This is a genomic window from Leptolyngbya sp. KIOST-1 (assembly GCF_000763385.1).
Classification (GTDB): domain Bacteria; phylum Cyanobacteriota; class Cyanobacteriia; order Phormidesmidales; family Phormidesmidaceae; genus Nodosilinea.
Genome location: NZ_JQFA01000002.1, coordinates 3,708,060 through 3,734,786 on the forward strand (window position 1 = coordinate 3,708,060; position 26,727 = coordinate 3,734,786).

Consider the following 26,727-nt stretch of genomic DNA (forward strand, 5'->3'; position numbering starts at 1 on the left):
AAATGGTGGTGTAGGTTTTGGGGCGGATGTTGTCAATTTTTGTAAAGTCCCATGCGTTTAACCCTGACCGCTTGCCTGCTGGCTTTCACCAGCCTGTTGCCCATTGCCGCCCTGGCTGAGCCTCCCCACGTATTTGAAGCCGAGGGAGCCAGAATTCGGATGTCGGTGCTGGGGCATTACCAGTCGGGCATTTACCGCCAAAGTGCGGCCGAAATTGTCACCCACGACCCCGCTACCCAGCGCGGCTTCGTGATCAACGCTGCCTCCGGGGAGGTGGATGTGCTGGATCTGTCGAACCCCGCCAACCCCACTTTGCTCTTCACCATTGATGTGTCTGACCTGGGGGCCGACGCCAACAGCGTGGCGGTCAAAAATGGCGTGGTGGCGGTGGCGGTGGAGGCCAGCGATCGCGCCGACAATGGCTTTGTGGCCCTCTACGATACCGACGGCACCCGGTTCTCGGTGGTGGAAGTGGGGGCTCTGCCCGACGCGCTGACCTTTTCGCCCAACGGGCGCTGGGTGCTGGTGGCCAACGAGGGCGAGCCGGTGGAGGACTACGCCCGCGACCCCGAGGGCTCGGTCAGCATCATCGACCTGGCTCCGGGGGCGGCCAACGTCACCCAGGCCAACGTGCGCACCGCCGACTTCCGCGCCTTCAACGGTCGCGAGGACGAACTGCGGGCCCAGGGCATCCGTATCTTTGGCCCTGGGGCCAGCGCCGCCCAAGACTTTGAGCCCGAGTGGGTGGAGGTGTCCGCCGACAACCGCACCGCCTACGTCAGTTTGCAGGAGAACAATGCTATTGGCGTGATCGATATCGAGACGGCCACGGTTACGGCCATTCATCCCCTGGGCTTTAAAGACTGGTCGGAGAACGGCGAGTGGGCAGGCAACGGCTTTGACGCCAGCCGCCAGGGGGAGGTCAACATTCGTCATTGGCCCGTGTTTGGTATCTACCACCCCGACACCATCCGCATCTTTGAGACCAACGGCGAGACCTACATCCTCACTGCCAACGAGGGCGACGCCCGCGACTACGAAGAGGACGAGTGGTGGTCGGAGGAATTTGCCCTAGGGCGGCTGCGGCTGGATCCGGTAGCCTTTCCCAACGCCGCCGAACTCCAGGCCAGCGATCAGCTGGGCCAGCTGCTGGTGACCTCCACCATGGGCGTGGCCAACGCCTGCAACCCCTCACTGACCACCGCCGAGGCCGTGGCGGCGGGCTACGCCAACGTGCGCGCCTACGTGGAGGCCGAGTGCGTCTACAACCAGATCTACACCTTTGGGGCGCGCTCCTTTGGGGTCTACCGGGTCACCGATGATGGCCTGGAGCTAGTGTGGGACTCGGGCAGCCAGATGGAGGAGACCGTGCTGGCTACCACGCCGGACTTCTTTAACGCTGACCACCGCGATCGCGAGGTGCAGCTCAAGCGCCGCTCCCCCAACAAAGGGCCAGAACCGGAGGGCATTGCCGTGGGCACCATTGGCGATCGCACCTACGCCTTTGTGGGCCTGGAGCGGGTCGGCGGCATCATGGTCTACGACATCACCGTGCCAGAGGAGACCACCTTTGTGAAGTACATCAACAACCGCGACTTCAGCGTGGCTACCACCGCCGAGGGGGCCACCGCCACCGATCTGGGGGCCGAAGGCCTGCACTTCATCTCCGCTGCCGACAGCCCCGACCCCCAGGGTCGGCCCCTGCTGATGGTCGGCCACGAGGTGTCGGGCACCACGACCCTGTTTGCGATCGACGAGCTGAACTGAGCCTCGGGTTCTGGGGGAAAAAGGGGTTTAAGGTTTAAGGTAACGGGTTCAAGAGCCCGCTGCGCCTTGAACCTTGAACCCTACACTCCAGCCCTTTCCTATGCACGACGCCCTCTTTGCCCAGATCGCTGACCTCGTTCTCTGCCACTCCCCCAGCGGCGCAGAGGACGAGATCAACCAGTATTTGATGGATACCCTGGAGAAGCTGGGGGTCGAGCACTGGCGGGATGAGGCCGACAACGTGATCGTCAAAATTCCGGGGCGGGACGATAGCCGCGCCGTCGCGATCACCGCCCACAAGGACGAGATCGGCACCCTGGTCAAGAGCATCTACGCCGATGGTCGGGTCTCGGTACGCAAGCTGGGCGGCTCCTTCCCCTGGGTCTACGGCGAAGGCGTGATGGATCTGCTGGGGGATCAAGAGACCATCAGCGGCATTCTCAGCTTTGGCTCGCGCCACGTCTCCCACGAGTCGCCCCAGAAGACCCAGCAGGAGAGCCAGCCCGTCACCTGGGAGACAGCCTGGATTGAAACCAAGCGATCGCCCCACGAACTGGCCGCCGCCGGCATCCGCCCCGGCACTCGCGCGGTGGTTGGCAAACACCGCAAGCGCCCCTTCCGCCTAGGCGACCATATTGCGAGTTACACCCTCGACAACAAGGCGTCTCTGGCGATTTTGCTTCGCCTGGCGGAGCGGTTAAAGCAGCCGCCAGCAACGGTGTATCTGGTGGCCTCGGCCAAAGAAGAAGTGGGCGCGATCGGTGCCCTGTACTTTGCCCAGCGCCACCGTCTGGAGGCTCTGATTGCCCTGGAGATTTGCCCCCTGGCGGCGGAATACCCAATTCAGGCGGGGGAAATACCTGTACTGCTCAGTCAAGATGCCTATGGTCTTTACGATGAAGGGCTCAACGCCGACCTGCGCCGGGCCGCCGTCGCCCACAACCTTCCGGTACAGATGGCAGTAATCAGCGGCTTTGGCAGCGATGGATCGATCGCCATGAAGTTTGGCCACGTGTCGCGGGCGGCCTGCCTTAGCTTTCCCACCCACAACACCCACGGCTATGAAATTGCCCATCTGGGGGCGATCGCCCGCTGCGCCGACATTCTGGAGCACTACTGTAACGACCTGTGACAGCACCCGGGTTAGCCCTAAACCTTTTCTAGAATTAAATAAACGTTTTCAGGCAGATCTATGGCCAAAACCGTCGCAGACATGATGACCCCCAACCCGATCACCGTGGGCCCCGACACTGTGCTCAAGGATGCCATTCAGCTGATGGCCGATAACCACGTTGGCGGCCTGCCGGTCCTCAACGCCGACGGCGATCTGGTGGGCATTCTCTCCCAGTCAGACCTAATGTGGCAGACCACTGGCATTGATATGCCCGCCTACATCATGCTGCTCGACAGCGTTATCTACCTCAAAAATCCGTCCCAGTACAGCCAGGAAATCCACAAAGCCCTGGGCCAACTGGTCAAAGACGTGATGAGCGATCACGTCGTCACCATCGCCCCCGATCAATCGGTGCGCGAAGCCGCCCACCTGATGCACGACAAAAAAGTGCGCCGCCTCCCGGTGGTAAATAGCGATCGCCAGCTAGTTGGCATCCTCACCCGGGGCGACATTGTGCGGGAGATGGCAAATAGCTATGCGTAGGTGAGTGGGCGAGTGGGCGAGTTAGCGAGTAGGCGAGTAGGCAAGTTAGCGAGCAAGAACTCACCCTCCCACCTATCCACCCTCCCACTCATCCACCCTCCCACCCCCTACCCCCTACACCCCACCCCCCTATCCCCCGTCCCCAAAATGGCCGATAGTAGAGAGAGCAGAATTGTGTTCACTTCTACAAAATGGCTATTACCCCAGACTCGGTTCGAGAACTGCTGCACTCCGAAGACTACGGGGATCGGCTGCGGGCCGTTAACCAACTGCGTGAACTGGCCCCAGAAGAAGCATTTGAGCTGGTGCAAATCGCCGCTAACGACGGCAATGCCCGGGTTCGCTATGCAGCAATCAGCCAAATTTCCAGCCTGGGCCAGCAGGACCTGGCCACCGTAGAACCGCTGCTGCTGCGATCGCTCACCCAGGATCCCGAACCCGATGTGCAGGCGGCCGCTGCCGATACCATTGGCGGACTCAGGTTGAGAAGCGCCTATCCCGAACTGGCGGCGCTCTATCACAGTACTGAGGAATGGCTGGTGAAATTTAGCATTGTCGCGGCCCTGGGCGAGTTGGGTGAGCCCAGCGCCTTTGAGTTGCTCCAGGAGGCGCTGGGCTCCGACAATGAGCTGATTGCCACGGCGGCCATTGGAGCGCTGGGTGAATTGGGCGATCGCCGCGCCCTGCCCCTGTTGCTCAACCACACCAACCACCCCGACTGGCAGGTTCGCCATCGTTTGGTGCAGGCTTTAGCTCAGTTTTCTGAGCCGGATGCCCATGCCGCTCTCCAGCAGCTCACTAGCGATGACTCAGAGATCGTGGCTGGTGCCGCCCGGCAGCATTTAGGCCGTTAATCGAGCAGCTACAACCGGGCAAATTCCTCTTTTAAGCTACTTAATATTGCGTAACCTTAGCCTCATATTGTGTTTCAAAGCCGCAAAGTGCAGCCTTGCTCGATATGGCGCGTTCCTTATTTGCCTAAGTTTTTGACAGACCCAAGCAAAGTTTTCAGACCAATAAAAAAGTGGCGGCAGGGCAGTTTTGCCTGGAATTAACAACTGTTGATGACGTCCTAACAAAGTTTGCTATAGTGGAATAGTGGCCGTAGCGCTATAGCCGTAGCGCTTGCTGGGTTTCGGGTTTTGGCTCATATCAAGTCTTTAACCCAAATTCCTTTAGGTCTATATTGCCAGGGCTTATGCACAAATGCAGGTTCTGAGCAACCCATAGAAAATATAAATACTTTATTGGTCGTTAAAGATTCATTTTGATTGATTAATATCTGTCCCTTTGGTCAGATTCTCTTACAACTACTCAACTCAAGACATTGGAGATGGCCTGAGTGATTGCAACTTCTCCACCTACGCAACAGCAAAAATGGGACACCCTGAGCTTTGTATCTACGCTGTATTTGCAGCCCGTGATTGAGCTTTTGCTGAAAGATGTCCCTCCCCCCTGGCAAGCTGAGGTGAGGCTTGGGCTGCAAGAGGCACTGGTGAATGCGGCTAAGCACGGGAATCGCCTTGACCCGGCCAAGTGTATCTCAGTGAAGTACACTGCTTCGGCCTCTCATCTGTGGTGGGTGATCTCCGATCAAGGAAATGGGTTTCACTACCCCTGCGGTTGCGATGAAGCTAAGGATAGCAACTGCAGCTCCCACCCTGGGGACTGTGGCCGCGGCCTCTACATTTTGTACCAGGTGTTCGATCAGGTGACCTGGTATAACGACGGGCGTGAGTTGCATCTCACCAAGGTTGTGCGGCAGCCGCGTCGACTACCGTTAATTCGCTAGTCCAGCGCGCCACCCAACCTACAAACTTGGGGTTAACAGAGCATTAGTCGTTTGGCAACCGAGTTTTCCGCTCTCCGTGGGTAGGGCAAGGGGGCGCTTTGAGACTGTGATTCAGCCACCCCATAGCCTGCTCGACCCGCGCCAGGGCCTCGTCCGAATTGTTCTTCAGCAAAAAGACTAGCGCTGCGGCCAGTTGTTCCCTGGCGCGGACCTGGCGATCGCGGTTCAGCCGGTGCCAGTCAGCCGGTTTAATGGCCAGGCGCTCTGCCAGAAGTTGCGCCAGTTCCAGGTCGGTCAACTCGGCGGCCGATTTAGCTGCCTGTGCTGTTGCATGGGGCGTCGTGGAGGGATCAAACGAAAAAGTCATGTTTCCCGAAACCAGTTGGGGTTAACTAGAGCATAGAACCTGCCCGGCACCCTGAGGGCAGATCGCATCTCTTCTATACATTCTGCACTAATGAACTCAGGCCATCGGCAAAAGCGATACCACAGTCAGCGGGGCTCCCTGGGGGATCTCTCCGACTCCTCCCCCTCCCTGGCCGACCTCATGCAGCAGCTTGAGGGGCTGGAGCTGCGCCTGCACCAGCTCAAGACGGGGATCGCTAACCTGTTGCAGCTTCAGCATCTGCAGAGCGACGTGCCCACCGCCGATGCCCAGCGGTCTGCTCAGGAGGTCGCCCATCTTCAGGAAACCGCCGACCAGTTTGAAATGGAGTTGGCCAGCCGGGTAATCAGCTGGCAGCACCTGCAGGAACCCTTCTGGCAGGCGGTGCGCTTTGGGGGCTTAGGCCTGTTGATAGGGTGGGCGCTGGCCTGGCTGGTCTACGCTCGCTAGGGGCAAACTCTGCCTAACGGTTGGCTGGCCCCAGAATTTTGGATTCAGCCTTTAGACTTGTTGGGGGCGGGCGTGGCATTGCCGATGGTGGTGGGTTTTTGGCCAGAGCTAAGGGCCCGCCCGAGGGACATTCAGCCGCTGGGACAAAATTTGTGGGCAAAAACTTTTTAGACTGCCCAAAACTAATTCCCCTACCGTGCTAGGATTATAAATCGTGGATAGGGCGGGTCGGTGCCCGAGTGGTTAATGGGGGCGGACTGTAAATCCGCTGGCTACGCCTACGCTGGTTCGAATCCAGCCCGGCCCATCCACGATAGTTGCCCTTATAGCTCAGCGGTAGAGCACTCCCTTGGTAAGGGAGAGGTCACGAGTTCAAGTCTCGTTAAGGGCTTACCTAAATATCCAGCCGACTACCAAAATAGGTGGTTAAGCCAGTGCTGAAATAGCTTTGGCCCCGCTGGTTCCTGATAATTGACGGGTAGAAGGGCGGCAAAGGCCTGTTCTACCTCCGCCAGCGCGGCGTCGATATCGATTCGCTTGGGGCGCTGCTGGTGGGGAACTCGTACGGCTGGCCCAAAGCGCAGGGTTAGTCGCTTGCGCAGGTAAAGCGTTTGGGTGCCGATGATCGCCACCGGGTAGATGGGCACCCCCGATCGCATGGCATAGAGGACTGTACCCCGCTTCAGCGGATGCATTTGTCCTTCCTGTTCCCCCAGACGGCCTTCGGGAAAGAGCATAATGCCGTCACCTCGGGCTAGGAGCGCCTGCACAGCCTGGTCAATTTGACGCATCTGGTGAATTGAGCTGCCGTTGGGGACAGAAGTACGAATTTCATCGGCCAGGGGCTTCAGCTCGTCGCGGCCCTGATCGGCAGCGGTCATAACGGCGATTTCTTCCTTCCACCAGCGCTCCAGGGGGATCACGCCCCCAGCCCAGCCCAGTAGCCCACGCTTCCAGCGCTTGTTAAACAGGGTGCGGGCATCGCCCAGGATGTAGTAGTAGGGGCGAGGGGGACAGAAAGCTAACAGTAAAAACGGATCCAGGTGATTGAGATGATTGGCCACCAGGACGTTGGGTTCGGTGGGAATGTGTTCCGAGGTTTCAATGCGGACCCGAAAGAAGGTTTTGATGAACCGGCGCATCACCCAGCGCCGAAATCGTCCGCTCACCCTGTTGTCGGCAGTGCCTTCGGCGATCGCGCTCAGCTCTGCCAAATCGTGCTCAATGCAGTGGCGCACCGCGGGATGTTGTGCCATGGCCACCCCCTCTTTCACCCGGACAATTGCCTCGGGAGTGAGCACAACGTCTACATCAGAGCGGGCCTTAGACGGGTCAATCATGCTAGAAAACAGAAGCCAGGGTTCTGCTAAGGGATAACTAGCCAAGGACCAGGGTGGGCAGAACCCTGAGTACTGGCTGCGGACTACCAGCTCAGACCAGGCTGGGGCTGGTGCCCTGAGTATGCCGTCTGAGGTCGCTAAATAGAGCAACTCTCCAAGAAGTCTTAACTCTCTAAGGGCTTAGAGTATCGGTACGATTGATGACACGTCCTAGGCGCAATGGCCATCTTGATACTTTGGCGCTGCGCTAAGGCCTAACTGGCCTTCAGGGCAAGAAACCAGGGTTCTTTATCCCTGTTCTAGCTGCCGTGACAGAGCTTGTACTTTTTGCCGCTACCGCACCAGCAGGGATCGCTGCGTTTGGGCACCAGGGGCGGTAGGGCATCGCCATCAATGTAGAACCAGCGGCCTTTTTGGCAGCTAAAGCGCGATCGCTCATGGACCTGACCCGGCTTGGGGTCTTCGTAGTAGGCCACAAATTCCACCACGCCCTGGCGATCGCTCGCCTGCCCGGCCTCGGTGGCCAGAACCCGCAGCCCCAGCCAGGTGGTGTTGGCCACGCTTTGGGCGATCGCCGCCCGCTGCCCCCCGTACCGCTGGGCAGGGTGGTGGGTGGCGATTAAATAGTCAATGTTGCCCTGGTAGTAGGCGGTATAGCGCGATCGCATCAGCGCCACCGCCGTCGGAGCGCTCTGCTGCCCCAGTAGGTAGGGCTGGCAGCAGGTGCCAAAGCGCTCCCCGCTGCCGCAGGGACAGTCGTCAGCCGCCGTTACCGCCGTGCCCTTACCCATGCGTCCATCCCCTACCGCCGGGGGCGCGCAGGCAAAATCAGCGCATCGTTGAGGGCGGCGGCTCGATGGCGGGGCAAAGCCTCATAGCTGTTGGCATCGAGCTGCTTAATGCGCTCAAAGAACGCTTCGTAGAACCGCTCCAGGCAGTCGCAAAACCAGGCCTGGTAGGTGGGCCACAGGTTGCGATCGCCCAGGTTGACCTCCGTCAGGGTGCTGGCCACCATGCAGGTCTGGTCCCCGGTGCCGTCCCAGATCAGGGGGAGGCCAATGTCGTCGGCGATCGCCTCGCGATCGTGGGCCAGCAGGTGAAAGTGGGGCTGGGCGTCGATCCCCGACAGCAGCAGCTCGGTGTAGAGGCTGTTGTGGTCGCGATCGAGGATGGCGTTGAGGCGAAACCCGGCCCGGGCAATGGCAAACCCCATGGTCACGTCGATCGAGGGGGAGCCGGGTTTGACCAGGCTGCCCTGGCGATCCAGGCGATCGCAGAGACCGCTCCAAAAATCTAAATTTTCCTGCTGTAGCTCGCTCAGGGGTTCGGGCTCAGGCGGGCTGGGTATCTCTGCCGCCACCTCGTCGCCCTGGGCTATGTCCCGGCCTTCGTCGTCAGGATCCTCGCCCACCGCACCGCAGGTGGGGATAAAGTTGGCGGCCATGGCGGCGTTGCCAATGCTCCACAGCTCTACTACGACGCCCAGCCAGGTCACCTCACTGGTTTGGTCCAGCCAGTCGAGGGTGTGACATACCTCTGGGGCAAAGGCTGGCCCGATCCACAGTACCGTCGCGGCGTCGGCCGCTGCCGCCCAGGCCAACAGGGTGCCCAGGTCGGCCGCCGTGGGAGAGCCCAGGTGGGCAGTCAGCAGCACTGGCTCATCGCCTTTAACTGTCAGCAGGGCACAGTCTGGTGATGGCGCGGCGTCGGTCTCCGAAAGCACCAGGTCCAGGCCGACGGTTTCGCCCAGCAGCTCCAGGGTTTCTGGCTCCATCAGCCACTGCAGAAAATCGGCCTGGGTCTGCCAGTAGTCGGTGGGGTCGAGTTTCTGCAGTCGTCCCAGCTTGGGTTTGGCAGATCGCTTAGGCACAGGTATTCGCTCGGGCAAAGGGCAGTAGCTGATCCTATTATGGCGCGGTCGTACCCCACAGGCGCAGGGAAAAGTGAGGCCGCGATCGGGTGGACTCTGCCTGGCAGCGCGTCCGCTGGATCAGGGACTGACGAGAGCCGCCTGCCAGAGGCTGTACCCCTGGGGACTGAGGTGCAGCCCATCGGTGGTCAGATCCAGGCGGAGCAGGCCCTGGCTATCGCTAAAGCTGGGGTGGAGGTCAACGAAGGTCGCTCCCTGGTAGGTGGCTAGCGTCGCCAGGCGCTGGTTGACGCGCAGGATGCGATCGCCCGAAACGTCCCTTAACCGGGTCGGCAAAATTGAGTACACCACCAGCCGCGCCTGGGGATGCTGCTGCCTGAGGCGGAGCATCATCTGGTACAGGTTGTCCACCACGGTGGCCTCGGACACCCCATTTTTCAGGTCGTTGATCCCCGCCATTACATAGATGGTCTGGGGCCGAGTCTCGGCGAAGTAATGTAGCCGCTGGAGCATGTGGGCCGTCGTTTCGCCAGAAATACTTTGGTTAAGCCAGAGCTGGTGGGGGAGCCCATCCACCGGCAGCCACAGGGCCAGGGAATCGCCCACTACCACCGCCAGGTCGGCCTGCCCCTGACGACGGGCCACGGCAGCGGCTTCGGCGGCCAGCAGCAGCTGCCAATCGGTGTGGGTAGGCGACCCATAGGCCCGCTGCCACTGCTCGATGTACCGATGGGGAGCCGCCTGGGCGTAGAGGTCCCCGGCGTCCAGGGCGGCGGCCCGCAGCTGGTAGAGCTGGGAGCCGGTCACGGGTCTCAGATTGGGGCTGCCCTGTGCGGGGGAGCGACGCATGGGCGTCATCACCTGGCTGGGGCTGGGCCAGCGGTTGACGACAGCCTCCATTGAGGGGGCTGAAGGCGGTGCCGCTGGAGCAAATGGGGGGGGCGGGTCCAGAGCCGATGTGGGAGACAGCCCCGCGATCGCACTGGGTTCAGCCCCCCAGTCAACTACACCTCTCTCTCCCCCATCGAGCGCACCGCTGACCATGAGTTGCGCCGCCAAAAGCCAAACATCCATACCTGTGCTCTGTACCTGTGCCCGGTTTAGGTCTAACCCCCAGTTTCTTTTCCATGCCCCGGCGCGAGGGATCAGGATAAAACGGTCAGGTTGGCAGACTGGCAACAGTTAAAAGTTTGAGGTTTGGCATCTGGTTGTCCTGCCCTTAGCACAGCGCCCTAGATGGGCTAAGGGAGGTAACGCTGGCAATCTCGTTAATTAACGACGTAATTAACGATCACTTAAATTCCCATTGGCGGACAGTTAAACCTGGCTGGATAGGTTGTTAAGGAGTTTGTGGATGTCCCCTACCAAGCCAAAACAATGTTTAAGTTCAGTTGGCGCAAGCTATTTCTTTATTTCTCGCTGTTGGTCGTTACGGCCTTTGCCGTGGCCTGCGCCCAAAATGGAACCGATGTGGCAGGGGGAGATGCCCCTGCCAATGGCGATACCCCCGCTGCACAAGTTGGTTGCAGCCGTCCTGACACCATGGACGAGCGCTTCTGCGATGAAGATGGTGACCTGATTGCCGATCCGCCTACGGATCCTTCCGAGTTCGTCAACCCTGACACCCTGGTCTTTGCCTACACCCCCGTAGAAGACCCGGCGGTTTACGAAGATGTGTGGGCTGATTTCATTGAGCATATGGAAGAAGTCACCGGCAAAAACGTGGAGTTCTTTGCTGTGGACTCTAATGCCGCACAGCTTGAAGCGCTGCGGGCTGGTCGGCTCCATGTAGCTGGGGTCAATACGGGCGGGGTACCCTTTGCTGTGAACTTGGCCGGGTTCCGGCCCTTTGCCATCATGGCAGCGGCCGATGGCAGCTTTGGCTATGAGATGGAAATCATTACCCGTGTTGATAGCGATATTCAGGTTTTAGACGACTTGGCCGGTCGTCAGTTGGCCTTTACCTCTCCGACCTCTAACTCTGGATTTCAGGCTCCGTCAGCCTTACTGGAGGGCGAAGCGGGCCTGGTAGCCGATCGCGACTTTCAAACAGCTTTTTCTGGAGCCCACGATAACTCTATCCTGGGAGTGAAGAACGGCGACTTTGAGGCGGCGGCGATCGCCAACTCGGTGAAAAACCGGATGTGCGCCCGGGGTGCAGCGGACTGTGACCAACTGCGGACGATTTACACCTCGGAAACGTTTCCCACCACTGGCTACGGCTACGTCTACAACCTTGACCCAGAGCTAGCTGAGCTGGTCAAAGAGGCTTTCTTTACCTTTGACTGGAGCGGCACTGGCCTGGAGGCCGAGTTCGGTGGCAGTGACGATGAGCCTGGGGAAGCCCAGTTCATTGAAATCACCTACCAAGAGTACTGGCAGGTGATTCGCGAAATCAACGAAATTCAGGGCGTTGAATACACTCTGAGCTAGTCCGACTCAACCCAGCGGGCAGTTCTGACCTGGAGCTGCCCGCTGTACTTATGGATGGGTGAACGTCGCTGAATTAAGGCTGGTGGGCGGTGCCCACCCTACGGCAGATCAAAGCCTTGAAAAATTTTTTAGATCTTATTTCAGTGCTATTCATGGACGGGTTTTGTTAGCAGAACCCGTCCATGGGTATTGCCCCGACTACCGTCGGTTACGCCTCTGCTGTCACTCCCTATTGCCCTATGCTCCGCATTGAGTCCCTCACTAAGCGCTATCCCACCGGGGATATTGCCCTGCAATCGGTCAACCTGGAGGTGCCAGATGGTCAGGTTATGGCCCTGATTGGCCCCTCTGGTGCCGGTAAGAGCACCCTAATTCGCTGCATCAACCGTCTGGTGGAGCCCACCAGCGGTCAGATTTACCTGAAGGAACTGGAGCTCACCCGTCTGGGCTCGGCCCAACTGCGGCGGGCGCGGCGGCGCATGGCCATGATCTTTCAGGAATACGCCCTGGTGGAGCGGCTGACCGTGATGGAGAATGTGCTGTCGGGCCAGTTGGGCTACGTCAACTTTTGGCAAAGCTGGTTCCGTAAGTTTCCCCAGGGCACGGTGGACGAAGCCTTTCGGCTACTAGACCGGGTTGGTCTGGGCCAGTTTCCGGACAAGCGCGCCGATGCCCTCTCCGGTGGACAGCGGCAGCGGGTGGGCATTGCCCGGGCGCTGCTGCAAAATCCTGACATTTTGCTGGTGGACGAGCCCACCGCCAGCCTCGACCCCAAAACCGCCCGCCAGATCATGCGACTGATCTGTGAGCTGGCCCAGGAGCGGGGGCTATCGGTGATCATCAACATTCACGATGTGCCTCTGGCCCAGCGGTTTGCCCAGCGGATTGTCGGCCTCCAGGCGGGAGAAATTGTCTACGATGGCCCCCCCAGCGGCCTTACGGAGCGCACCCTGACCCAAATCTATGGGGAAGAAGACTGGAACGCGGCGACAGAGTCCGATGAAGCGCCGTCGTCGATGCTGGCTGGCACAGCCGGGGAGCGTCAGCCATGACCCAGGCCACCGTAGCGGGGCGGCGATGGTCGCCCCCTAACCTGATTAAGAACCCCTGGCTGCGCTGGGGCTTGCTGATTGGCGCGATCGTTTATATCGTGCTGGCGGTGCAGTCCGTGGAGGTAAACCCAGCCCGGATTGCCCGGGGGATGGAGCGGGGGGTTCAGATTCTGGCGGGCTTTATCCAGCCCAATTTCGTGAGCCGTCGCACCAACATTATCAATGGCTTGATTGAAAGTCTGGTGATGACGGTGGTGGCTACGGCCATCGGCGTGGTGATTTCGGTGCCCATTGGCATTGGCGGTGCCCGCAACCTGGTGCCCCTGTCGGTCTACCTGGTGTGTCGATTGGTCATTGCCCTATCGCGCACCTTCCAAGAGGTGATCATCGCCATTTTGTTTGTGGTGATGCTGGGGTTTGGGCCGCTGGCGGGGGTGATGACCCTGGTGTTTGGCAGCATTGGCTTTGTCTCCAAGCTATTGGCAGAGGACATTGAGGAAATTGACGCTGACCAAGTGGAGGCGATGCGTGCCACCGGGGCCTCCTGGATACAGATGCTGACCTATGGGGTGCTGCCCCAGGTACTGCCCCGGCTCGTAGGGCTCTCCCTCTATCGGTTTGACATCAACCTCAGGGAGTCGGCCGTGATTGGCATTGTCGGGGCGGGGGGCATTGGTGCCACCCTCAACACCGCCATCCAGCGGTATGAGTACAACACGGCGTCGGCCATTTTGCTGCTGATCATTGCCCTGGTGATGGCGACGGAATTGGTGTCCAGTGCGGTGCGCGAGAGGTTGCAGTAATGCCGGTTTTAGAAAAAAACGGTCAGAAAATTTGGCAAAAGCGCGACCGCACCCAGGCGCTGTTGAGCTGGTTGGGCAGGCTGGGGGGCGTGGCCGTGGTGCTGTTCTGCTGGCAGGTGATTGCCGACAACACCAACTGGAGCTTTGTGGCCGATGCCCCGGAACAGGCCAGCAATATGATTGCCCGAGGCATTCCCCCCAACTGGGGGTATCTCAATACTCTGTGGCAGCCCCTCTGGGACACCCTCAACATTGCCACCCTGGGAACGCTGTTGGGGGTTGCAGTCGCGATTCCCACCGCGTTTCTGGCCGCCCGCAACACCACCCCCCACCCCCTGGTGCGCTACGTTGCCCTGCTGGTTATTGTGGGCTCCCGTTCGGTCAATTCTCTGATTTGGGCGCTGCTGCTGGTGGTGGTGCTGGGGCCGGGGGTACTGGCCGGAATTTTGGCTATTGGCCTGCGCTCGATTGGCTTCACCGGCAAGCTGTTCTACGAAGCGATCGAGGAAATCGACCCCAAGCCGGTGGAGGCGGTGGCCGCCACCGGGGCCAGTGCCGCCCAGGTGCTGAGCTATGGCTTTTGGCCCCAGGTGATGCCCAGCATCTTTGGCGTCAGCGTCTACCGCTGGGACATCAACATCCGCGAGTCCACCGTGGTGGGACTGGTCGGCGCGGGGGGCATCGGCATCCAGCTCCAGGCGTCGATTAACATCCTGCGCTGGAGCCAGGTGAGCATGATTCTGGTAGTGGTGTTTTTGACCGTTTTCGTCAGCGAGTGGGTGTCTGCCCAGGTGCGACGCCTGCTGATTTAACCCTACGGATTGAACTCCCCCTTGACAGAGCGGGGATCGACTCGGAATAATGGAAGACTGTGTTTATACGCTCGGATCAGGTTCCTAAGGCTAACGCCTCCCTGCGGGGAGCCCTGCTGGGGTCAGTTGGCACCTGTACGGCGGTTATGAGGTAAAGAAATGACGTACGCAATTGTTGAAGCGGGTGGAACGCAGCTGCGGGTGGAGCCGGGCCGCTTTTACGACATCAACCGCCTGGCCCTAGAGGTGGATGATACGGTTACCCTGGATCGGGTGCTGTTTGTCGATAGCGACGGCGAAGCGCTGGTGGGTCAGCCTGTGGTTGAAGGGGCGACGGTCACCGGCAGCGTGGTCAGCCACCTGCGGGGCAAAAAGATCATCGTCTACAAGATGCAGCCCAAGAAGAAGACCCGTAAGAAGCAGGGTCATCGCCAGGAGCTCACCCGCGTGATGATCAACACCATTGAGGTGAACGGCAAGGCCGTCGCAGGCACCGCCGCCACCGCTTCAGCCGCCGAGGCCGACGAGTCCGGGGCCGAGACAGTGGAGAGCGCCGCCGACAGTTAGGTCTTTAGCGCTAGAGTAGATACTAGGTAGGTTAAGGAAAAAGGTCATGGCTCACAAGAAAGGCACAGGCAGTACCCGGAACGGACGCGACTCAAACGCTAAGCGCCTGGGCGTGAAGCGCTACGGTGGCGAAGTCGTCACTGCGGGCAATATTTTGATCCGTCAGCGGGGCACCAAAATTCACCCCGGTGAGAATGTCGGTCGCGGTGGCGACGACACCCTGTTTGCCCTGGTGGATGGGGTTGTCACCTTTGAGCGGCGCGGCAAAACTGGCAAGAAAGTCAGCGTTTACCCCGCTTCGGTTCCGGTGGCGGCACAGGCCTAGGGGGCAAAGTCCGGGGGCACCTGTCGGCTGCGCCAGCTCTTGCGCTCCTACAGGTACTCAATCCTGACCTCAGCAATAAAAAAGCTCCTCGTCACTGAGGAGCTTTTTATTGCTGAGTTAGCGTTTAGTCGAGGTAGCCCATCAGAATCGAGACCGGAGGATCAACGACGTCGTTGGAGGCAATGGGGCGATCGCCGGGCAGGGTGTGAATATCGGCAATGTGTAGGGTGCTCACGGCCACCGGGCGGTGTCCGGGCAGTGTTTCGGTCGTGGCAATCTCAAAGGTGTTGCTACCAATCGGGCGAGCGCCAGCCCGATCGAGGGTGCCTACCACCTCAAAGGTGGCCAGGGCAATGGGGCGGTGGTTGGGCAGGGTGTCGGTTTCGACAACGCGGGTGTTGTCAGCCAGCACCAGAACGTCGCCATTATCAGGGCTAGCCTTCACCAAGCCGCCGCCAGCGGAGGCGTTACGCTTGGTGCGGTTGCCCCGACTAGAACGGCTGTTACTGGCTTCCTTTTCAGGGGTATCGGCACTACCGTTGCTAGAGTCGTTGGTCGTGGTCATAGGGAAAAGTCCTTATTGCTGCAAACAGCCGCCCAGGGGGCGAAATGTTGGGGTAACTATGAAAGGAAGTTAATAATCTAGAGCTTGCCCGGGCGCATGGTGCCGATGGGCAACCCCGCCATGAACAGAACTATTAAGTAAATATTATACTTTGAGTGTTACCCTATCGAGTTTACGAAAGATTATTGGCTCCATAAGAGATTCATACTGGGCCAGGCTGGGTTAGACCTGGGGACAGCGCAGGCCATGGGCAGGGGCACCTCCCGTACGCCTACATCCCCATATACCTATACCAATGATCTATAATTAATCCAGAGGGTTCTATACAGGGGGCTGTAACGGTTTCGACGTTTTGACGAAAGTCACGCTGTGATGCAGGCCGAGAGGGAGTCCACTCTCGCAAATCAAGGCTCAAACCAAACGTAACTGCGAACACTATCGTTCCTTTTGCTCGTAAAGCTGCACCTGTTGCCGCTTAATCTAAACCTGTTTTAGATCTAACCTAGTTAGCGAGCGTTCATAGTTTGACTCCGTTAAGAGCTATGGACAAACCCCAACGGATGCGTCAATGAATTTCCTCTGGTGAATCCATTGACAAAGACTTAGCCAGAGCATCCCGCCGTCCGGGATAAGTGGCGGTTCCGGCCCTGAGGGTTAGAGGGGCTAAGCCTGTGAATGAGTGGTGTGTTAATACTCAGAGCGGACACGGGTTCGACTCCCGTCAGCTCCATTACCCCATACCAAGACCCATAGCATTTAGCCCGATTGGCCCTCAGCTTCGCTGTTGTTCCAGATCGGGCTTCTATTTATCTGAGCGCAGTATAAATTCTGTGTTCGATTATTAAATATCTTTCCAACTGAGAGACCCAATGTTGGGTCTCTTTTTGCATCTGCCTATACTGAGTAAGCAGCCCGGTCGAAGGCTGTGTTGCCCCCAGAATAAGCCATTTCGCGAATGCTATCTCAGCTTCGTCACTATTTATCAGACCTATTCAGAACAATGCGGTTTCCCATCCTGCCCTATCTTTATCAACCCGTTTTTTCACGCCATTACAAAACTGTCTATAATCCCTGGCGGTTTTGGCACTTGCACCAGGTGCGCTTCCTGGAGCGCTGCTGGCTGCGAGAGTACCGGCCAGAACAGCACCACAGTTCCTGAACGACGTTGGCCCTGGACAACAACCGCTGGGCCAGGGCCGTATTTCAGCGCGACAATAACCCGCCCCAGGGTTGGTATCTAATCTCACTAGCCTCGGCTACTGTTTTAACGTACTCTGACACCGTCAGAACGTTAGAGCTAGGCCATGGAATCCACCCAGACCACAGAATCGCGATCGCCCAGGGAACTCCGCGATATCGTCACTGCGCAGCTGCTCCTGCTGATTGATCAGCGGAACCTGGAGGGGGCGAAGGCGCTGCTGGTACCCGTTAAGGCGGTAGATGTTGCCGATGCCATTGAGGGTTTACCCCAGAATATGCAGCTGGTCGCCTTTCGACTGCTGCCCCGGGCCAAGGCGGTCGAGGTATACGAATATTGCTCCACTGAGGTGCAGGAGTCACTGATTCAAGAGTTTCAGGACCAAGAAATTCTTGACATTGTCGATACGATGGCCCCCGACGATCGGGCCAGGCTGTTCGATGAGCTGCCGCCTCAGATGGTGCGGCGGATTTTGGCCCAGCTTACTCCCGAGGAGCGCCAGACCACCGCCCAACTGCTGGGCTACCAGCCTGAGACCGCCGGTCGATTGATGACCCCGGAGTATATTTCCCTGGGGGAATCTCTGACGGTGGCTGAGGCGAGTGAAGCGATGCGGGTGCTGGCCCGCGATCGCGAAGTCAGCTACTACATCTACGTGACCGATGCAGGGCAGACCCTGACCGGGGTGATTTCGCTGCGTGATTTGCTCTTGGCGGATCCGTCCCAACTCCTAGAGCAGGTAATGAACCGGGACGTGATCTATGCCCAGACCGATACTGATCAAGAAGAAGCCGCCCAGCTGATTCAGCGCTACGACCTGGCGGCGCTGCCGATTGTCGATCGCGAGCGCACCCTGGTTGGTGTCATCACCGTAGACGATGCCATGGATGTGCTGCAGATTGAGGCGACCGAGGACATTTACACGATGGGGGCGGTGCGATCGGAGGGGAAGAGCTATTTTCAGTCGAATCTGCTGTCGATCACCCGTAAGCGTATTCCCTGGCTGGCGGTGCTGCTGTTGACCAATGCCCTGACCATTTTTGTGATGAGCAACTTTGAGGAAATCCTCGACGAGGTGGTGGCCCTGGCCTTCTTTACGCCGCTGCTGATCGACACCGGCGGCAACGTAGGAGCCCAGTCCTCGACGGTGGTGATTCGCGCCCTCAGCACCGACGAACTCAAGCACCGCAAGACCCTCTGGGTGATTCTGCGAGAGGCCGTTGCCGGAAGTATGCTGGGCATTTTGCTCGGCATCGCGGTGATTGTGCTGGCCTACGTGCTCATGGGCCAGGTGGAGATCGGCATCACCGTCGGCATCAGCCTGCTGTGCATCGCCATCATTGCCGCCACCACGGGGGCCGGGTTGCCGTTTTTGTTCAATGCCATGGGCTTCGACCCGGCGCTGATGTCGGCGCCCTTCATCACTACCGTAGTGGATATTTTGGGGATCTTTATCTACCTCAGCATTGCTACGGCGTTCCTTGGCATTAGCTAGACCGTTTTTAAGGGCGCAAACACGGTCAGCGCCTGGGGTAGGCACTCAAACACCATGGGGTTGGCCTCTAGAATTTCACCATCGATCACCAACTTTTGCGGGGGGTCGGTGGTGATTTTGATCCGGTTGGTGCGCAGGGAGGTAATATCGTCACGCTGGGTAGGATTGCCCCAGGCGGCCGCGGCCATCAGGGAGGCCAGGGCATTGATACCCTGGAGGCGCGTGGTGCTGGTGGCGATGGTCACCTCCAGCAGCCCGTCGTCGGGAATTACTTCGCCCAGCCCCTGGGCCAGCACCGAGGTCGGTGGAGCCACGTTGGCAATGGTGATGGCGGGCGTGGTCACCGTGGACTCTTCCCCCTCAATTTCTAGGGTGGCGGTGAAGGGGGCGGCGGCGGCCAGCTGCCGCACCCCAGAGAGCACGTAGGCGAGGTTGCCCAACTCGTTTTTGAGCTGACGGCTGGCCCCGTCGACCATGCCGGCCTCAAACCCCACCCCGGCTAGCAAAATCATTGGGATGTCGTTGCAGCGGGCGGCGTCGATGACGTGGGTGTTGCCAGCCAGAATCGTCTCACAGGCGGCTCGCAGGTTGGTGGGTATGCCCAGCCCTACGGAAAAGGCGTTGGCCGTGCCCCGGGGAATGACCCCCAGGGGAATGCCGGTGCCGATGGTGGCTCCGGCCACCGCAGACACGGTACCGTCGCCGCCGGAGGCAATGATCAGGCTGCGGCCCAGGTCGTGCTCATTTTTGGAAAGGATATGGTCGATAATCTCGCGAGCCTGGTCGGCGGGCTCAAGCTCGGGCTGGGTCATGATCACATTGACCAGGATCTGTGGTTCCAGCACCTCTTTGATCAGGGCCAGGTCGGTGTTGGGATTGCCCTGGCCGGCCACGGGGTTAAAAATCAGGTAGGCAATCTGGCTTTCAACCATCCCGCGCAGCAGTAGCGTGGCCGATATGTCGTTGAGGGCAATGGGAATGCCCTGAATCTGGCAGGCCCGCAGCACCAGGGTAAAGCTGGGGAACCCCGTGGCGATCGCCTCGGGATCGGTAAAGAAAATCACCCCGGCCACATTGCCCGCCAGGATCTGGGCCGACAGCTCAATGTCGCCGCCCTGGCTCGCGTCTTTGAGGAGCAGCAGGTCGATGGCGGTGGCCTCCCAGCTCTGTTCAATTGCCTCGGCCAGATCCGCCGCCGCAATGATTTGAAAGTGGGTCAGAACCCGCTGATGCTTGGAAAGCCAGGCCACAACGGTGTCTAACTGGTTGGCGTGGGCGAGAATAGCGAGGGTGCTGGGCATGGGGGGATCTCAAGTGTTCACCAATGCTAGCACCCGGCTCTGGCCTGCGCGGGCATTTAGTTGAGGCCTTCGCCCTGGGGGTCGCGGTGTCCAATGGCCAGCTGGGCAATGGTAGTCTGCCAGTCTGCGATCAGCCCAGGGCCACTCCAAAGCCAGTTGGTGGCCAGGGTGTTGGGGTTGACCATGGCGGGGGCCAGGGTGAGGATTTGCAGGTAATAGCTCTCGGCCTGCTGCTGCAGGGGCGATCGCTCCTCGGGTAGCAGGCCGATGGCGCTTTCTTTTTGGAAGGCCATGGCCAGGCCCGCGTAGGCGTTGACAGTGAAGGGATTGGCCAGCCGTAGGCCAGCCGCCGGATCGATGTCGCGCCGCTGGCCCTGATCGATGGCGATCGCCCGCTCCCAGGCCTGAATGGCCTGGCCGTAGTCGCCCAGAGCATAGTGAGAAAACCCCAGGCTAACCCAGGCTTCGAGAAAATCGGGGCGAGCTTCGGTGGCTGTGCTCCAGGCCCGCATCACGTCGTAGGCGGTGGTGCCCAGGGCGGGGTCGCCGCTGATTTGCTGCCAGGCCAGGCGGCCCCGCACGTAGGCAATGTCTGGATCTTGCAGCTGGGGGTCAGAGGCGGTGGCCAGGGCCGAGGCGGCTGAGACCAGATCGTTGCGATCGAGCAGTTGCTCTATCAGGGTTCTGGCGGCAGGGGTGCGATCGAGGGCCAGGGCACCAATCGCGCTGGACAGCAGGGCGGCGTTGGTGCCGGGCTGGGCTGGCGAGTCGCCGCTGGCCGCCGGGGGATCGATCTCAGGGAGCGCCGGGGGGGCCGCCACGGGCCGATTGAAGATAGCCAGGCTGGTGAGGGAAAGCCAGAGCACGGCACCGAGCCCGGCCAGGCCCAGGCCACCCCAGACCCACAGGTTGCTAGGCCAGCGGCGCGAGTTCGTCAGCGGCTGGGCCGCAGCGCCATTGACTGTGGGGGAGTGAGAGGGCCAAAGGGCGTCTGACCCGCTAGTGCGGGGCCTTGCGTCCGGCTGGGGCAGCAGATTTTCGGTGGGGTCGGCGGCCAGGGGCGGATGGTCCCCTGAGGCCGAGCGCCCATCACCGTTGGCAGTCCTGGGCTGAGAGAGCTGCTGTACCAGGTTGGCAACGGCGGCATCGGTTGCTGCTGCCTCGGCGGGATCGCCCTCCTGAAGCCAGTCGTAGAGGGGTAAACCGCTGCCATCGGGCCGATTTACAAGGCGTTCCGTTTCGGCGTCGCTGGCCTGACGGCTGAGGATTTCGGCGGCCAGGCTTGAGATCTCGGGATCAGTGCTGTAGTCGGGGGGCATCAGGGCGACGTTGGTCAGGTCGTCCTGGCCCATCGCGTCGAGGCCCTTGAGGTCGTCGGGATGCCCTGTGTATAGATAGCCGTCGAAGTCGGGTCGCAGGTAGAGCAGCGGCAGCATCCAGAAGGGCTGATCGGAGCCGTAGGCCGACATTAGCCCCTGGCGCACTCGGCTGAGGCACAGGTCAATCGGGTATCCCTGGTGCAGGTTGCGGTACAGCAGTTGGGTAAAGGTGAGTGCCACATCGTCGGGGATACGGTCGGCCATGGCGATCACCCCCGGCACCCCCCGGTTGACCAGCGCCTGCACCAGATTCTGGTCGCGCCAGCCCGCCTGGGCATCGTCCTGGGCCGTGTAGGCGCCCCGACAGGAATTGAATACCGCCAGGCGAATGCCGTTGTTCACCAGCAGCCCGGCCAGGTCTTCGCCGCTGAGGCGGTCGGTGAGGCCGGTCTGGGGGCTGACCAAAAACAGGTCACCGCCGGTTTCGCCCGCGTCGCTGTGGCCAGCATAGTGGAGCACCTGGAAGTTGCCCTGCTCCAGGGCCTGCACCAGTTCGGGCCGCCCTGGCTGCTCCAGAATGGTGACGGCTAGCCCCAGATGCTTCGGGTCGGCGGTCTGCAAACTGTCCATCAAGCTCTGTACCTCCTGGCGCAGGGCCAATCGCTCCTGGTCGTCGGGGGCGGAGATCACCACCAGCACGCGCAGGGGAACGCTGGCTGGGGCCAGGGGGGCCATGGCGGCCAGGTCGGCGACTGTTTGACCCTGGTAGTAGCGGCACAGGGTGACATCGAGGCCGGTGGCCAGGGGGCGATCGTCGCCGTAGAGCAGTTCCCAGGGCAGGCGCTGCACCCGACTGTCCTTGAACCCCAGCCGCAGTCGCAGGGGCTGGCGACGGTTTTGGGCCACGCTCTGGGCCGCCACCCAGCTGTCGCGAATGCGGCCCTGAAACAGACCCTGGTAGAGGGCCTGCCCCAGCTGCGTCCAGGGATGGTCGGCCCCGAGGCGATCGCGATCGGGACCATGGAGATTGGAAACTGGGGCCGCAGACCCCGATAGCAGGGCGTGCAGGGGGTCCTGAAATAGCGCCTCAGCCTGGGCCAGCCAGGTCTCCAGGGGCCAGGTGACCTGGGCTTCGGCCAGGGGAACTCCGGTGGCGACCGCTTCGGTGCGGAGCCAGTAGGTATCGGCTCCCAAAACGGGAGTGATTGAAATCTGAAATTCCTGGGTCACGGCCTGGGTCACGGGCGGTAGGGATAGTCTTCTCTCACGGTAGCTTGCTGGGCACATCTCGGCGCTGGGGGTGGCAGGTTGTTAACAAACTCAGGCGCGATCGCCCGTTGACTGAGGGGATAGCGCTATGATGGCTTGTCTTTATTTACAGGGGCCCGGTGGCACATTCCTGGCGTAATTTAAGTTTTCTGGGACAGTGGACCTCGCTACAGGGTTTTCCTAAGTTGCCCAGGGGCGCGGGGCAAAGCGCGGTGCGGCGATCGCTGGGCCTGGGCCTGGTTGCGGCTACCGCCCTCGTGGTTGCGGCCCCCGCGATCGGAGAAATCGTTCCGGTGGGGCTGGAGGGGCTGGATCTCCCGCCCATGGCCGAGGCGGAACAGATGCGGTTGGAGGCGCTGCTGGGGGTGCAGCAGATCGAGGTGCTCAGCACCCTCAGCCCCGATCGCACCACCCTGGTGATTGCCGTCAGCAGTCGGGCCCTGCCAGCGGATCGGCAGCTGTACTTTCTCAACATTCGCACCGGGGAACTCAGCGAGGCCCTGGCCCTGGAATACGACCTGATCAGCCCCGACCTGCCGCTGCGGTGGATCGACAACGACACCCTGCGCTACGTGCAGCAGGACCCTTTTGGGCCGTGGGAAACGATCACCGTGAATCGGGTGACTGAAATCGCCTCGCGCACCCGCGTCTACCCGACCCGGTCGGAGGATGGCGAAGTGCTGGGTATGGCCCCCGACTTCTCTAAGTTCGCGGTGCGGATCTACGGCGAAACCGAAGATATTATCCAGATCGTGTTTTTGCCCTCCCTGCGGCGGCTCGAGGTGGCCCGCCTGCCCGAGGATTTGGAGATTCGTCCCCCCGCCTGGTCGGCGACAGGGGACCAGGTGGCGCTGGTGATGGCGGCGGCAGAGGAGCGGCGGCTGAACGATCGCACCCCCAATACCCCCAGCCTGGGCACGCCGCTGGTGCAGGATGCCCTGGGCCGCCTCGCCCCAGACGCCAATCCCTTCTACCGCCACAGCACGGTGCAGGTGTTCGACTTTTCGCGGCCAGAGCCCCTGCGGCTGAAGCTGACGGCCCCAGACCACGGCGGCGACCCCTTTGCCGAGGCCAGCCTGAGCGCCGATGGCCGTCGCCTGCTGGTCAAGCGCTACCGCCCCACGCGACTGAGCGGCCGCCCCCAGGCCTCCTACGCCTTCTCTGAGTCGGCCTACTTTGAGCTGTACGACCTGGAGGGCACCCGACTCGACACGATCGCAGCCGATGCCCTGCGGGGACCAACGGAGTCGGAGGGGCAGTTTTTGGGCCGCGATCGCCTGCTGTTTTGGGCGACTGAGGGGCTGAACCGGCACCTGTACCTGTACGACCTGGGCGAACGCACCCTCGCCCCCCTGCCGCTGCCGCCGGGGTCAGTGGATCCAGCGTCGATTGTGACCACCGAAACCGGCGACACGGTGGTCTACGGCTTTTCGTCGGTGACACAGCCGCCGGAGCTATATGCGATCGATCTGGCGGGGGAGGGGACGCCGCGATCGCTTACGACCGTCAATGCCGCTGTGGCCGACAGCAACCGGGTGCGGGTTGACGCGGTGAGCTTTTCAACTGGGCAGGGCAGTCGCCAGGGCTTTTTGGTGCAGCCAGCAGGCAGCGCCTTTCCACCCCAGGGGGTGCCGATTGTGCTGTGGCAGCAGGGAGGGCCGGGGTTCTCCATGACCCACGAGTTTGCCACCGAGGTGGAAATGCCCCTCAACCTGCTGCCCAACTTTGGGCTGGCGGTGCTGGTGGTGCCGCTGGCGGGGCGAGAGGGGTTTGGCCCAGAGCTTTACCGGGCCCTGGCCGACGGGCAAAACTTTGGCCACCTCGATGTGGGGGAGGGGGCCGACATCATTGGCCAGCTGATTCAGCGGGGGTGGACCACGGCGGCCCAGGTGGGGGTGACGGGCTGCTCCTACGGCGGCTACTACGCCGCCCAGCTGATGGCCCAGTTTCCTCAGCTGGTGGCCGCCGCCAACCCCCAGTGCTCTCTGCTCGACACCCTGACCGAGTGGCAGCTGGGCTATTCGTCCCTGCTGTCGTTTCTGATGGGGCAGACGCCCATGGAGGCCCCCCACAGCTACATCGAGGCCTCGCCGCTGTACCGTGCGACCGCCATTCGCACCCCCACCCTGCTGTTCCACGGCTCCGAAGACTTTCTACAGATTGACGTGGCCCGCAACTTCCACGATGTGATTGATCTAGCCGGGGTGCCAGTGATGCTGTACGAGTTTGAGGGGGTGGGCCACAGCCTCTACGGATCGGGTTATCAGACTCAGGCGGCACAGCTCCAAATCGAGTTTTTTCGGCAGTATTTGCGACCCTAGACAGAGTTTGCCCTCCCTGGCTCCCGGTCTCATTTCCCCGCCAGCGCTTACTAACGACTAGAGGGTTGTTTAGCCATTGCCGAGGGGGCGGAAATGTTTAGCGAAGCGTTTCAGCAGGGGGTGAAAGGGGTGGCGGGGGCCGCGGGGCTGGTGCTGATGGGGGCGCTGCTAGCGCTGGTGCTGTCGGGGTTTCAGGGGCATCTGGAGATGGAGCTGCGCGACGGCGGCGGCTCGTTTCGCATCGTGGGGCCAGCCGGGCACTGCCCGATTGATCCCTAGGCCGGATGGTTTAGAATCCGGCGTTGCTGAATGCAGGTATGATTTGCCCTCCCAGCCCCCCAATTTTGGGGGGAGTCGAAATCTCAAAGTCCTCCAGAATTGGGGAATTTAAGGGGGCGATGAGCGGATGGCAAGTTTACAGATTCACGACTCAATGGTTGCGTTTGCGCCCCAGGAGGGACGACGCCCCTGGTCCTAGGCCAAAGGCCGTGCGAAGCAGAGGGGCTGGAGCCAGCGAAATGGCCCCAGCAGCACCCTGGGCTTACTGCCGCAGCTGTGGCTCGATCCCTTAGGCGGCCAGGGTTTTGCGCTTAAAGGTGTTGAGACCGGCGTACTGGGCTCTGGAGCCCAGCTCTTCTTCAATCCGCAGTAGCTGGTTGTACTTCGACAGCCGCTCGCCCCGGCAGGGAGCCCCAGACTTGATCTGGCCAGTCATGGCCCCCACCACCAGGTCGGCGATGAAATCGTCGGGGGTTTCGCCGGAGCGGTGGCTGACCATGCAGGTGTAGCCCGCGTCGTGGGACATCTTGATCGCCTCCAGGGTTTCGGTGATGGAGCCGATCTGGTTGACTTTGACCAGGGTGGAGTTGCCAACGCCGTCTTTGATGGCCTGGGCAATGATGGCGGGGTTGGTAACGAAGGCGTCGTCGCCGACGAGCTGAATGCGATCGCCCAGCCGCTGGGTCATGGCCTGCCAGCCCGCCCAGTCCTGCTCACCGAGACCGTCTTCGATGGAGACAATGGGGAACTGGTTGACCCAGCTTTCCCACAGGGCAATCATGTCGTCGGTGGATTTGCGGCTGTTGTCGGACTTGTAGAACAGGTAGCTGCCGTCTTCCTGGTACAGCTCACTAACGGCGGGGTCGAGGGCGATCGCAATGTCATCCCCCGGCTTCAGGCCCGCCTTCTCAATTCCCTTCAGGATCACCTCGATCGCTTCCACATTGCTCTTGAGGTTGGGGGCAAAGCCACCCTCATCGCCAATGGCGGTGCTGTAGCCCGCCGCTTTGAGCACCGACTTGAGGGCGTGGTAGACCTCGGCCCCGTAGCGCAACCCTTCAGAAAAGGTGGGCGCACCTACCGGGGCAATCATGAATTCCTGGAAGTCAACGCTGTTGTCGGCGTGGGCACCGCCATTGATGATGTTGAAGCAGGGCACCGGTAGCAGCACCGAGTCGGGGCCGCCCAGGTGGACGTAGAGGGGCACATCGGCGGCAATCGACGCAGCCCGGGCCACCGCCATCGACACGCCCAGAATCGCGTTGGCGCCCAGGGTGCCTTTGTTGTCGGTGCCGTCGAGGGCCAGCATCTTGTGATCGACGGCGGCCAGATCCATCGCATCCATGCCCACAATGGCCGGGGCAATGGTGTCGTTGACATTGGCCACGGCCTTGAGCACCCCCTTGCCGCCGTAGACAGCCTTGTCGTCATCCCGCAGTTCGAGGGCTTCACGAATGCCGGTAGAGGCTCCAGAGGGCACGCCCGCTCGGCCCTTTGCGCCCCCCTCCAGCACCACATCGACCTCAACCGTGGGGTTGCCCCGCGAGTCGAGGATCTGCCTGCCGTGAACCGATGTAATTGCGACCATGACTACTACTCCGTTGGTAATTCTGATAGACCGTTGCAGACCCTGCCCCCCAGAGCGCATGGGCTGAAGCGTTTAATGATCCTGTAGTATCCTACCGGGTGAAAGGCCGTTTCTAACGTCACCACAGCTACGGTCGGGA

The 26,727-nt window shown here is 60.7% G+C and carries 23 protein-coding genes, 2 tRNA genes, 1 other RNA gene and 1 pseudogene; 18 read left to right on the forward strand and 9 right to left on the reverse strand.

Going from position 1 to position 26,727, the window contains the following annotated elements; genetic code table 11:
* Positions 1-51: 51 nt before the first annotated feature.
* The 5 genes from NF78_RS16390 to NF78_RS16410 all read left to right on the forward strand — a co-directional run bounded on the left by NF78_RS16390 (position 52) and on the right by NF78_RS16410 (position 5,216).
* Positions 52-1,767: a choice-of-anchor I family protein gene (locus NF78_RS16390; RefSeq protein ID WP_052050557.1), complete on the forward strand. Its 1,716-nt coding sequence runs from the start codon at positions 52-54 to the stop codon at positions 1,765-1,767.
* 100 nt (positions 1,768-1,867) lie between these two features.
* Positions 1,868-2,899, forward strand: coding sequence for a M42 family metallopeptidase (locus tag NF78_RS16395; protein WP_035987996.1), 1,032 nt, complete (start codon positions 1,868-1,870; stop codon positions 2,897-2,899).
* Positions 2,900-2,959: 60 nt separating this feature from the next.
* A complete protein-coding gene (locus NF78_RS16400) occupies positions 2,960-3,424 on the forward strand; it encodes a CBS domain-containing protein (protein WP_035987998.1) in 465 nt (154 codons plus the stop codon).
* A 191-nt stretch (positions 3,425-3,615) separates the two neighbouring features.
* Positions 3,616-4,278, forward strand: coding sequence for a phycobilisome degradation protein NblB (nblB, locus tag NF78_RS16405; RefSeq protein WP_035988000.1), 663 nt, complete (start codon positions 3,616-3,618; stop codon positions 4,276-4,278).
* Positions 4,279-4,766: 488 nt separating this feature from the next.
* The gene (locus NF78_RS16410; protein ID WP_035988002.1) at positions 4,767-5,216 is read left to right on the forward strand and encodes an ATP-binding protein; all 450 of its coding nucleotides are present in this window, start codon (positions 4,767-4,769) and stop codon (positions 5,214-5,216) included.
* 43 nt (positions 5,217-5,259) lie between these two features.
* Here NF78_RS16410 and NF78_RS16415 read toward each other — a convergent pair whose 3' ends face one another.
* The gene (locus NF78_RS16415; RefSeq protein WP_035988004.1) at positions 5,260-5,583 is read right to left on the reverse strand and encodes a DUF6439 family protein; all 324 of its coding nucleotides are present in this window, start codon (positions 5,581-5,583) and stop codon (positions 5,260-5,262) included.
* Positions 5,584-5,673: 90 nt separating this feature from the next.
* Here NF78_RS16415 and NF78_RS16420 point away from each other — a divergent pair, with 90 nt between their 5' ends.
* The 3 genes from NF78_RS16420 (at position 5,674) to NF78_RS16430 (ending at position 6,442) form a co-directional block, all read left to right on the forward strand.
* Positions 5,674-6,051 (forward strand): hypothetical protein, encoded by a 378-nt coding sequence (locus NF78_RS16420; RefSeq protein WP_052050558.1) that lies wholly within the window; start codon positions 5,674-5,676, stop codon positions 6,049-6,051.
* 225 nt (positions 6,052-6,276) lie between these two features.
* Positions 6,277-6,358: transfer RNA gene (locus tag NF78_RS16425), tRNA-Tyr, on the forward strand.
* 12 nt (positions 6,359-6,370) lie between these two features.
* A tRNA-Thr gene (locus NF78_RS16430) sits at positions 6,371-6,442 on the forward strand.
* 19 nt (positions 6,443-6,461) lie between these two features.
* Here NF78_RS16430 and NF78_RS16435 read toward each other — a convergent pair.
* From NF78_RS16435 to NF78_RS16450, 4 genes are all read right to left on the reverse strand, one after another.
* Positions 6,462-7,307 carry a lysophospholipid acyltransferase family protein gene (locus NF78_RS16435; protein WP_225885320.1) on the reverse strand — a complete coding sequence of 282 codons (846 nt, stop codon included), beginning with the start codon at positions 7,305-7,307 and terminating at the stop codon, positions 6,462-6,464.
* A 383-nt stretch (positions 7,308-7,690) separates the two neighbouring features.
* The gene (locus tag NF78_RS16440) at positions 7,691-8,182 is read right to left on the reverse strand and encodes a YchJ family protein (protein WP_035988009.1); all 492 of its coding nucleotides are present in this window, start codon (positions 8,180-8,182) and stop codon (positions 7,691-7,693) included.
* Between the two features lie 11 nt (positions 8,183-8,193).
* Positions 8,194-9,261 carry a DUF4268 domain-containing protein gene (locus NF78_RS16445; RefSeq protein ID WP_035988011.1) on the reverse strand — a complete coding sequence of 356 codons (1,068 nt, stop codon included), beginning with the start codon at positions 9,259-9,261 and terminating at the stop codon, positions 8,194-8,196.
* A gap of 120 nt (positions 9,262-9,381) precedes the next feature.
* Positions 9,382-10,335: a GDSL-type esterase/lipase family protein gene (locus NF78_RS16450; RefSeq protein ID WP_035988014.1), complete on the reverse strand. Its 954-nt coding sequence runs from the start codon at positions 10,333-10,335 to the stop codon at positions 9,382-9,384.
* Between the two features lie 303 nt (positions 10,336-10,638).
* Between NF78_RS16450 and phnD the strand changes: the two genes are divergently transcribed.
* From phnD to rpmA, 6 genes and pseudogenes are all read left to right on the forward strand, one after another.
* A complete protein-coding gene (gene phnD, locus NF78_RS16455; RefSeq protein ID WP_072016095.1) occupies positions 10,639-11,694 on the forward strand; it encodes a phosphate/phosphite/phosphonate ABC transporter substrate-binding protein in 1,056 nt (351 codons plus the stop codon).
* 239 nt (positions 11,695-11,933) lie between these two features.
* The gene (phnC, locus tag NF78_RS16460) at positions 11,934-12,746 is read left to right on the forward strand and encodes a phosphonate ABC transporter ATP-binding protein (RefSeq protein WP_035988017.1); all 813 of its coding nucleotides are present in this window, start codon (positions 11,934-11,936) and stop codon (positions 12,744-12,746) included.
* Positions 12,743-13,549, forward strand: coding sequence for a phosphonate ABC transporter, permease protein PhnE (gene phnE / locus NF78_RS16465; RefSeq protein WP_035988019.1), 807 nt, complete (start codon positions 12,743-12,745; stop codon positions 13,547-13,549). Before phnC ends, phnE (NF78_RS16465) begins: the two co-directional genes overlap by 4 nt.
* Entirely contained in the window at positions 13,549-14,361 is an 813-nt protein-coding gene (gene phnE, locus NF78_RS16470) for a phosphonate ABC transporter, permease protein PhnE (protein ID WP_035988021.1), read from the forward strand. Before phnE (NF78_RS16465) ends, phnE (NF78_RS16470) begins: the two co-directional genes overlap by 1 nt.
* A 159-nt stretch (positions 14,362-14,520) precedes the next feature.
* Positions 14,521-14,826 (forward strand): annotated as a pseudogene (gene rplU, locus NF78_RS16475) (50S ribosomal protein L21); the annotation flags it as partial.
* A gap of 148 nt (positions 14,827-14,974) precedes the next feature.
* The gene (gene rpmA, locus NF78_RS16480) at positions 14,975-15,253 is read left to right on the forward strand and encodes a 50S ribosomal protein L27 (protein WP_035988026.1); all 279 of its coding nucleotides are present in this window, start codon (positions 14,975-14,977) and stop codon (positions 15,251-15,253) included.
* A 124-nt stretch (positions 15,254-15,377) separates the two neighbouring features.
* Here the strand turns inward: rpmA and NF78_RS16485 are convergent, their stop codons facing one another.
* On the reverse strand, positions 15,378-15,818 hold the full coding sequence (locus tag NF78_RS16485; RefSeq protein ID WP_035988028.1) for a hypothetical protein: 441 nt from the start codon (positions 15,816-15,818) through the stop codon (positions 15,378-15,380).
* Positions 15,819-16,147: 329 nt separating this feature from the next.
* On the opposite strand from NF78_RS16485, the gene ssrA reads away from it, so the two are divergent.
* Together ssrA and mgtE are read left to right on the forward strand one after the other, a co-directional pair.
* Positions 16,148-16,551: a transfer-messenger RNA gene (gene ssrA, locus NF78_RS29605) on the forward strand.
* 571 nt (positions 16,552-17,122) lie between these two features.
* Positions 17,123-18,511, forward strand: coding sequence for a magnesium transporter (mgtE, locus tag NF78_RS16490; protein ID WP_035988030.1), 1,389 nt, complete (start codon positions 17,123-17,125; stop codon positions 18,509-18,511).
* On the opposite strand, the gene NF78_RS16495 is transcribed toward mgtE, so the two are convergent.
* The gene (locus NF78_RS16495; RefSeq protein ID WP_035988031.1) at positions 18,508-19,812 is read right to left on the reverse strand and encodes a YegS/Rv2252/BmrU family lipid kinase; all 1,305 of its coding nucleotides are present in this window, start codon (positions 19,810-19,812) and stop codon (positions 18,508-18,510) included. The two genes, mgtE and NF78_RS16495, sit on opposite strands and share 4 nt — an antisense overlap.
* 56 nt (positions 19,813-19,868) lie before the next feature.
* Positions 19,869-22,373, reverse strand: a complete 2,505-nt coding sequence (locus tag NF78_RS16500) for a CHAT domain-containing protein (RefSeq protein ID WP_052050559.1) — start codon at positions 22,371-22,373, stop codon at positions 19,869-19,871.
* Positions 22,374-22,519: 146 nt separating this feature from the next.
* Between NF78_RS16500 and NF78_RS16505 the strand changes: the two genes are divergently transcribed.
* Both NF78_RS16505 and NF78_RS16510 read left to right on the forward strand, forming a co-directional pair.
* Positions 22,520-24,721: an alpha/beta hydrolase family protein gene (locus NF78_RS16505; protein ID WP_035988033.1), complete on the forward strand. Its 2,202-nt coding sequence runs from the start codon at positions 22,520-22,522 to the stop codon at positions 24,719-24,721.
* A gap of 93 nt (positions 24,722-24,814) precedes the next feature.
* Positions 24,815-25,000, forward strand: a complete 186-nt coding sequence (locus tag NF78_RS16510; protein ID WP_035988036.1) for a hypothetical protein — start codon at positions 24,815-24,817, stop codon at positions 24,998-25,000.
* A 289-nt stretch (positions 25,001-25,289) separates the two neighbouring features.
* Here NF78_RS16510 and eno read toward each other — a convergent pair whose 3' ends face one another.
* A complete protein-coding gene (gene eno, locus NF78_RS16515; RefSeq protein ID WP_035988038.1) occupies positions 25,290-26,588 on the reverse strand; it encodes a phosphopyruvate hydratase in 1,299 nt (432 codons plus the stop codon).
* Positions 26,589-26,727: the final 139 nt, after the last annotated feature.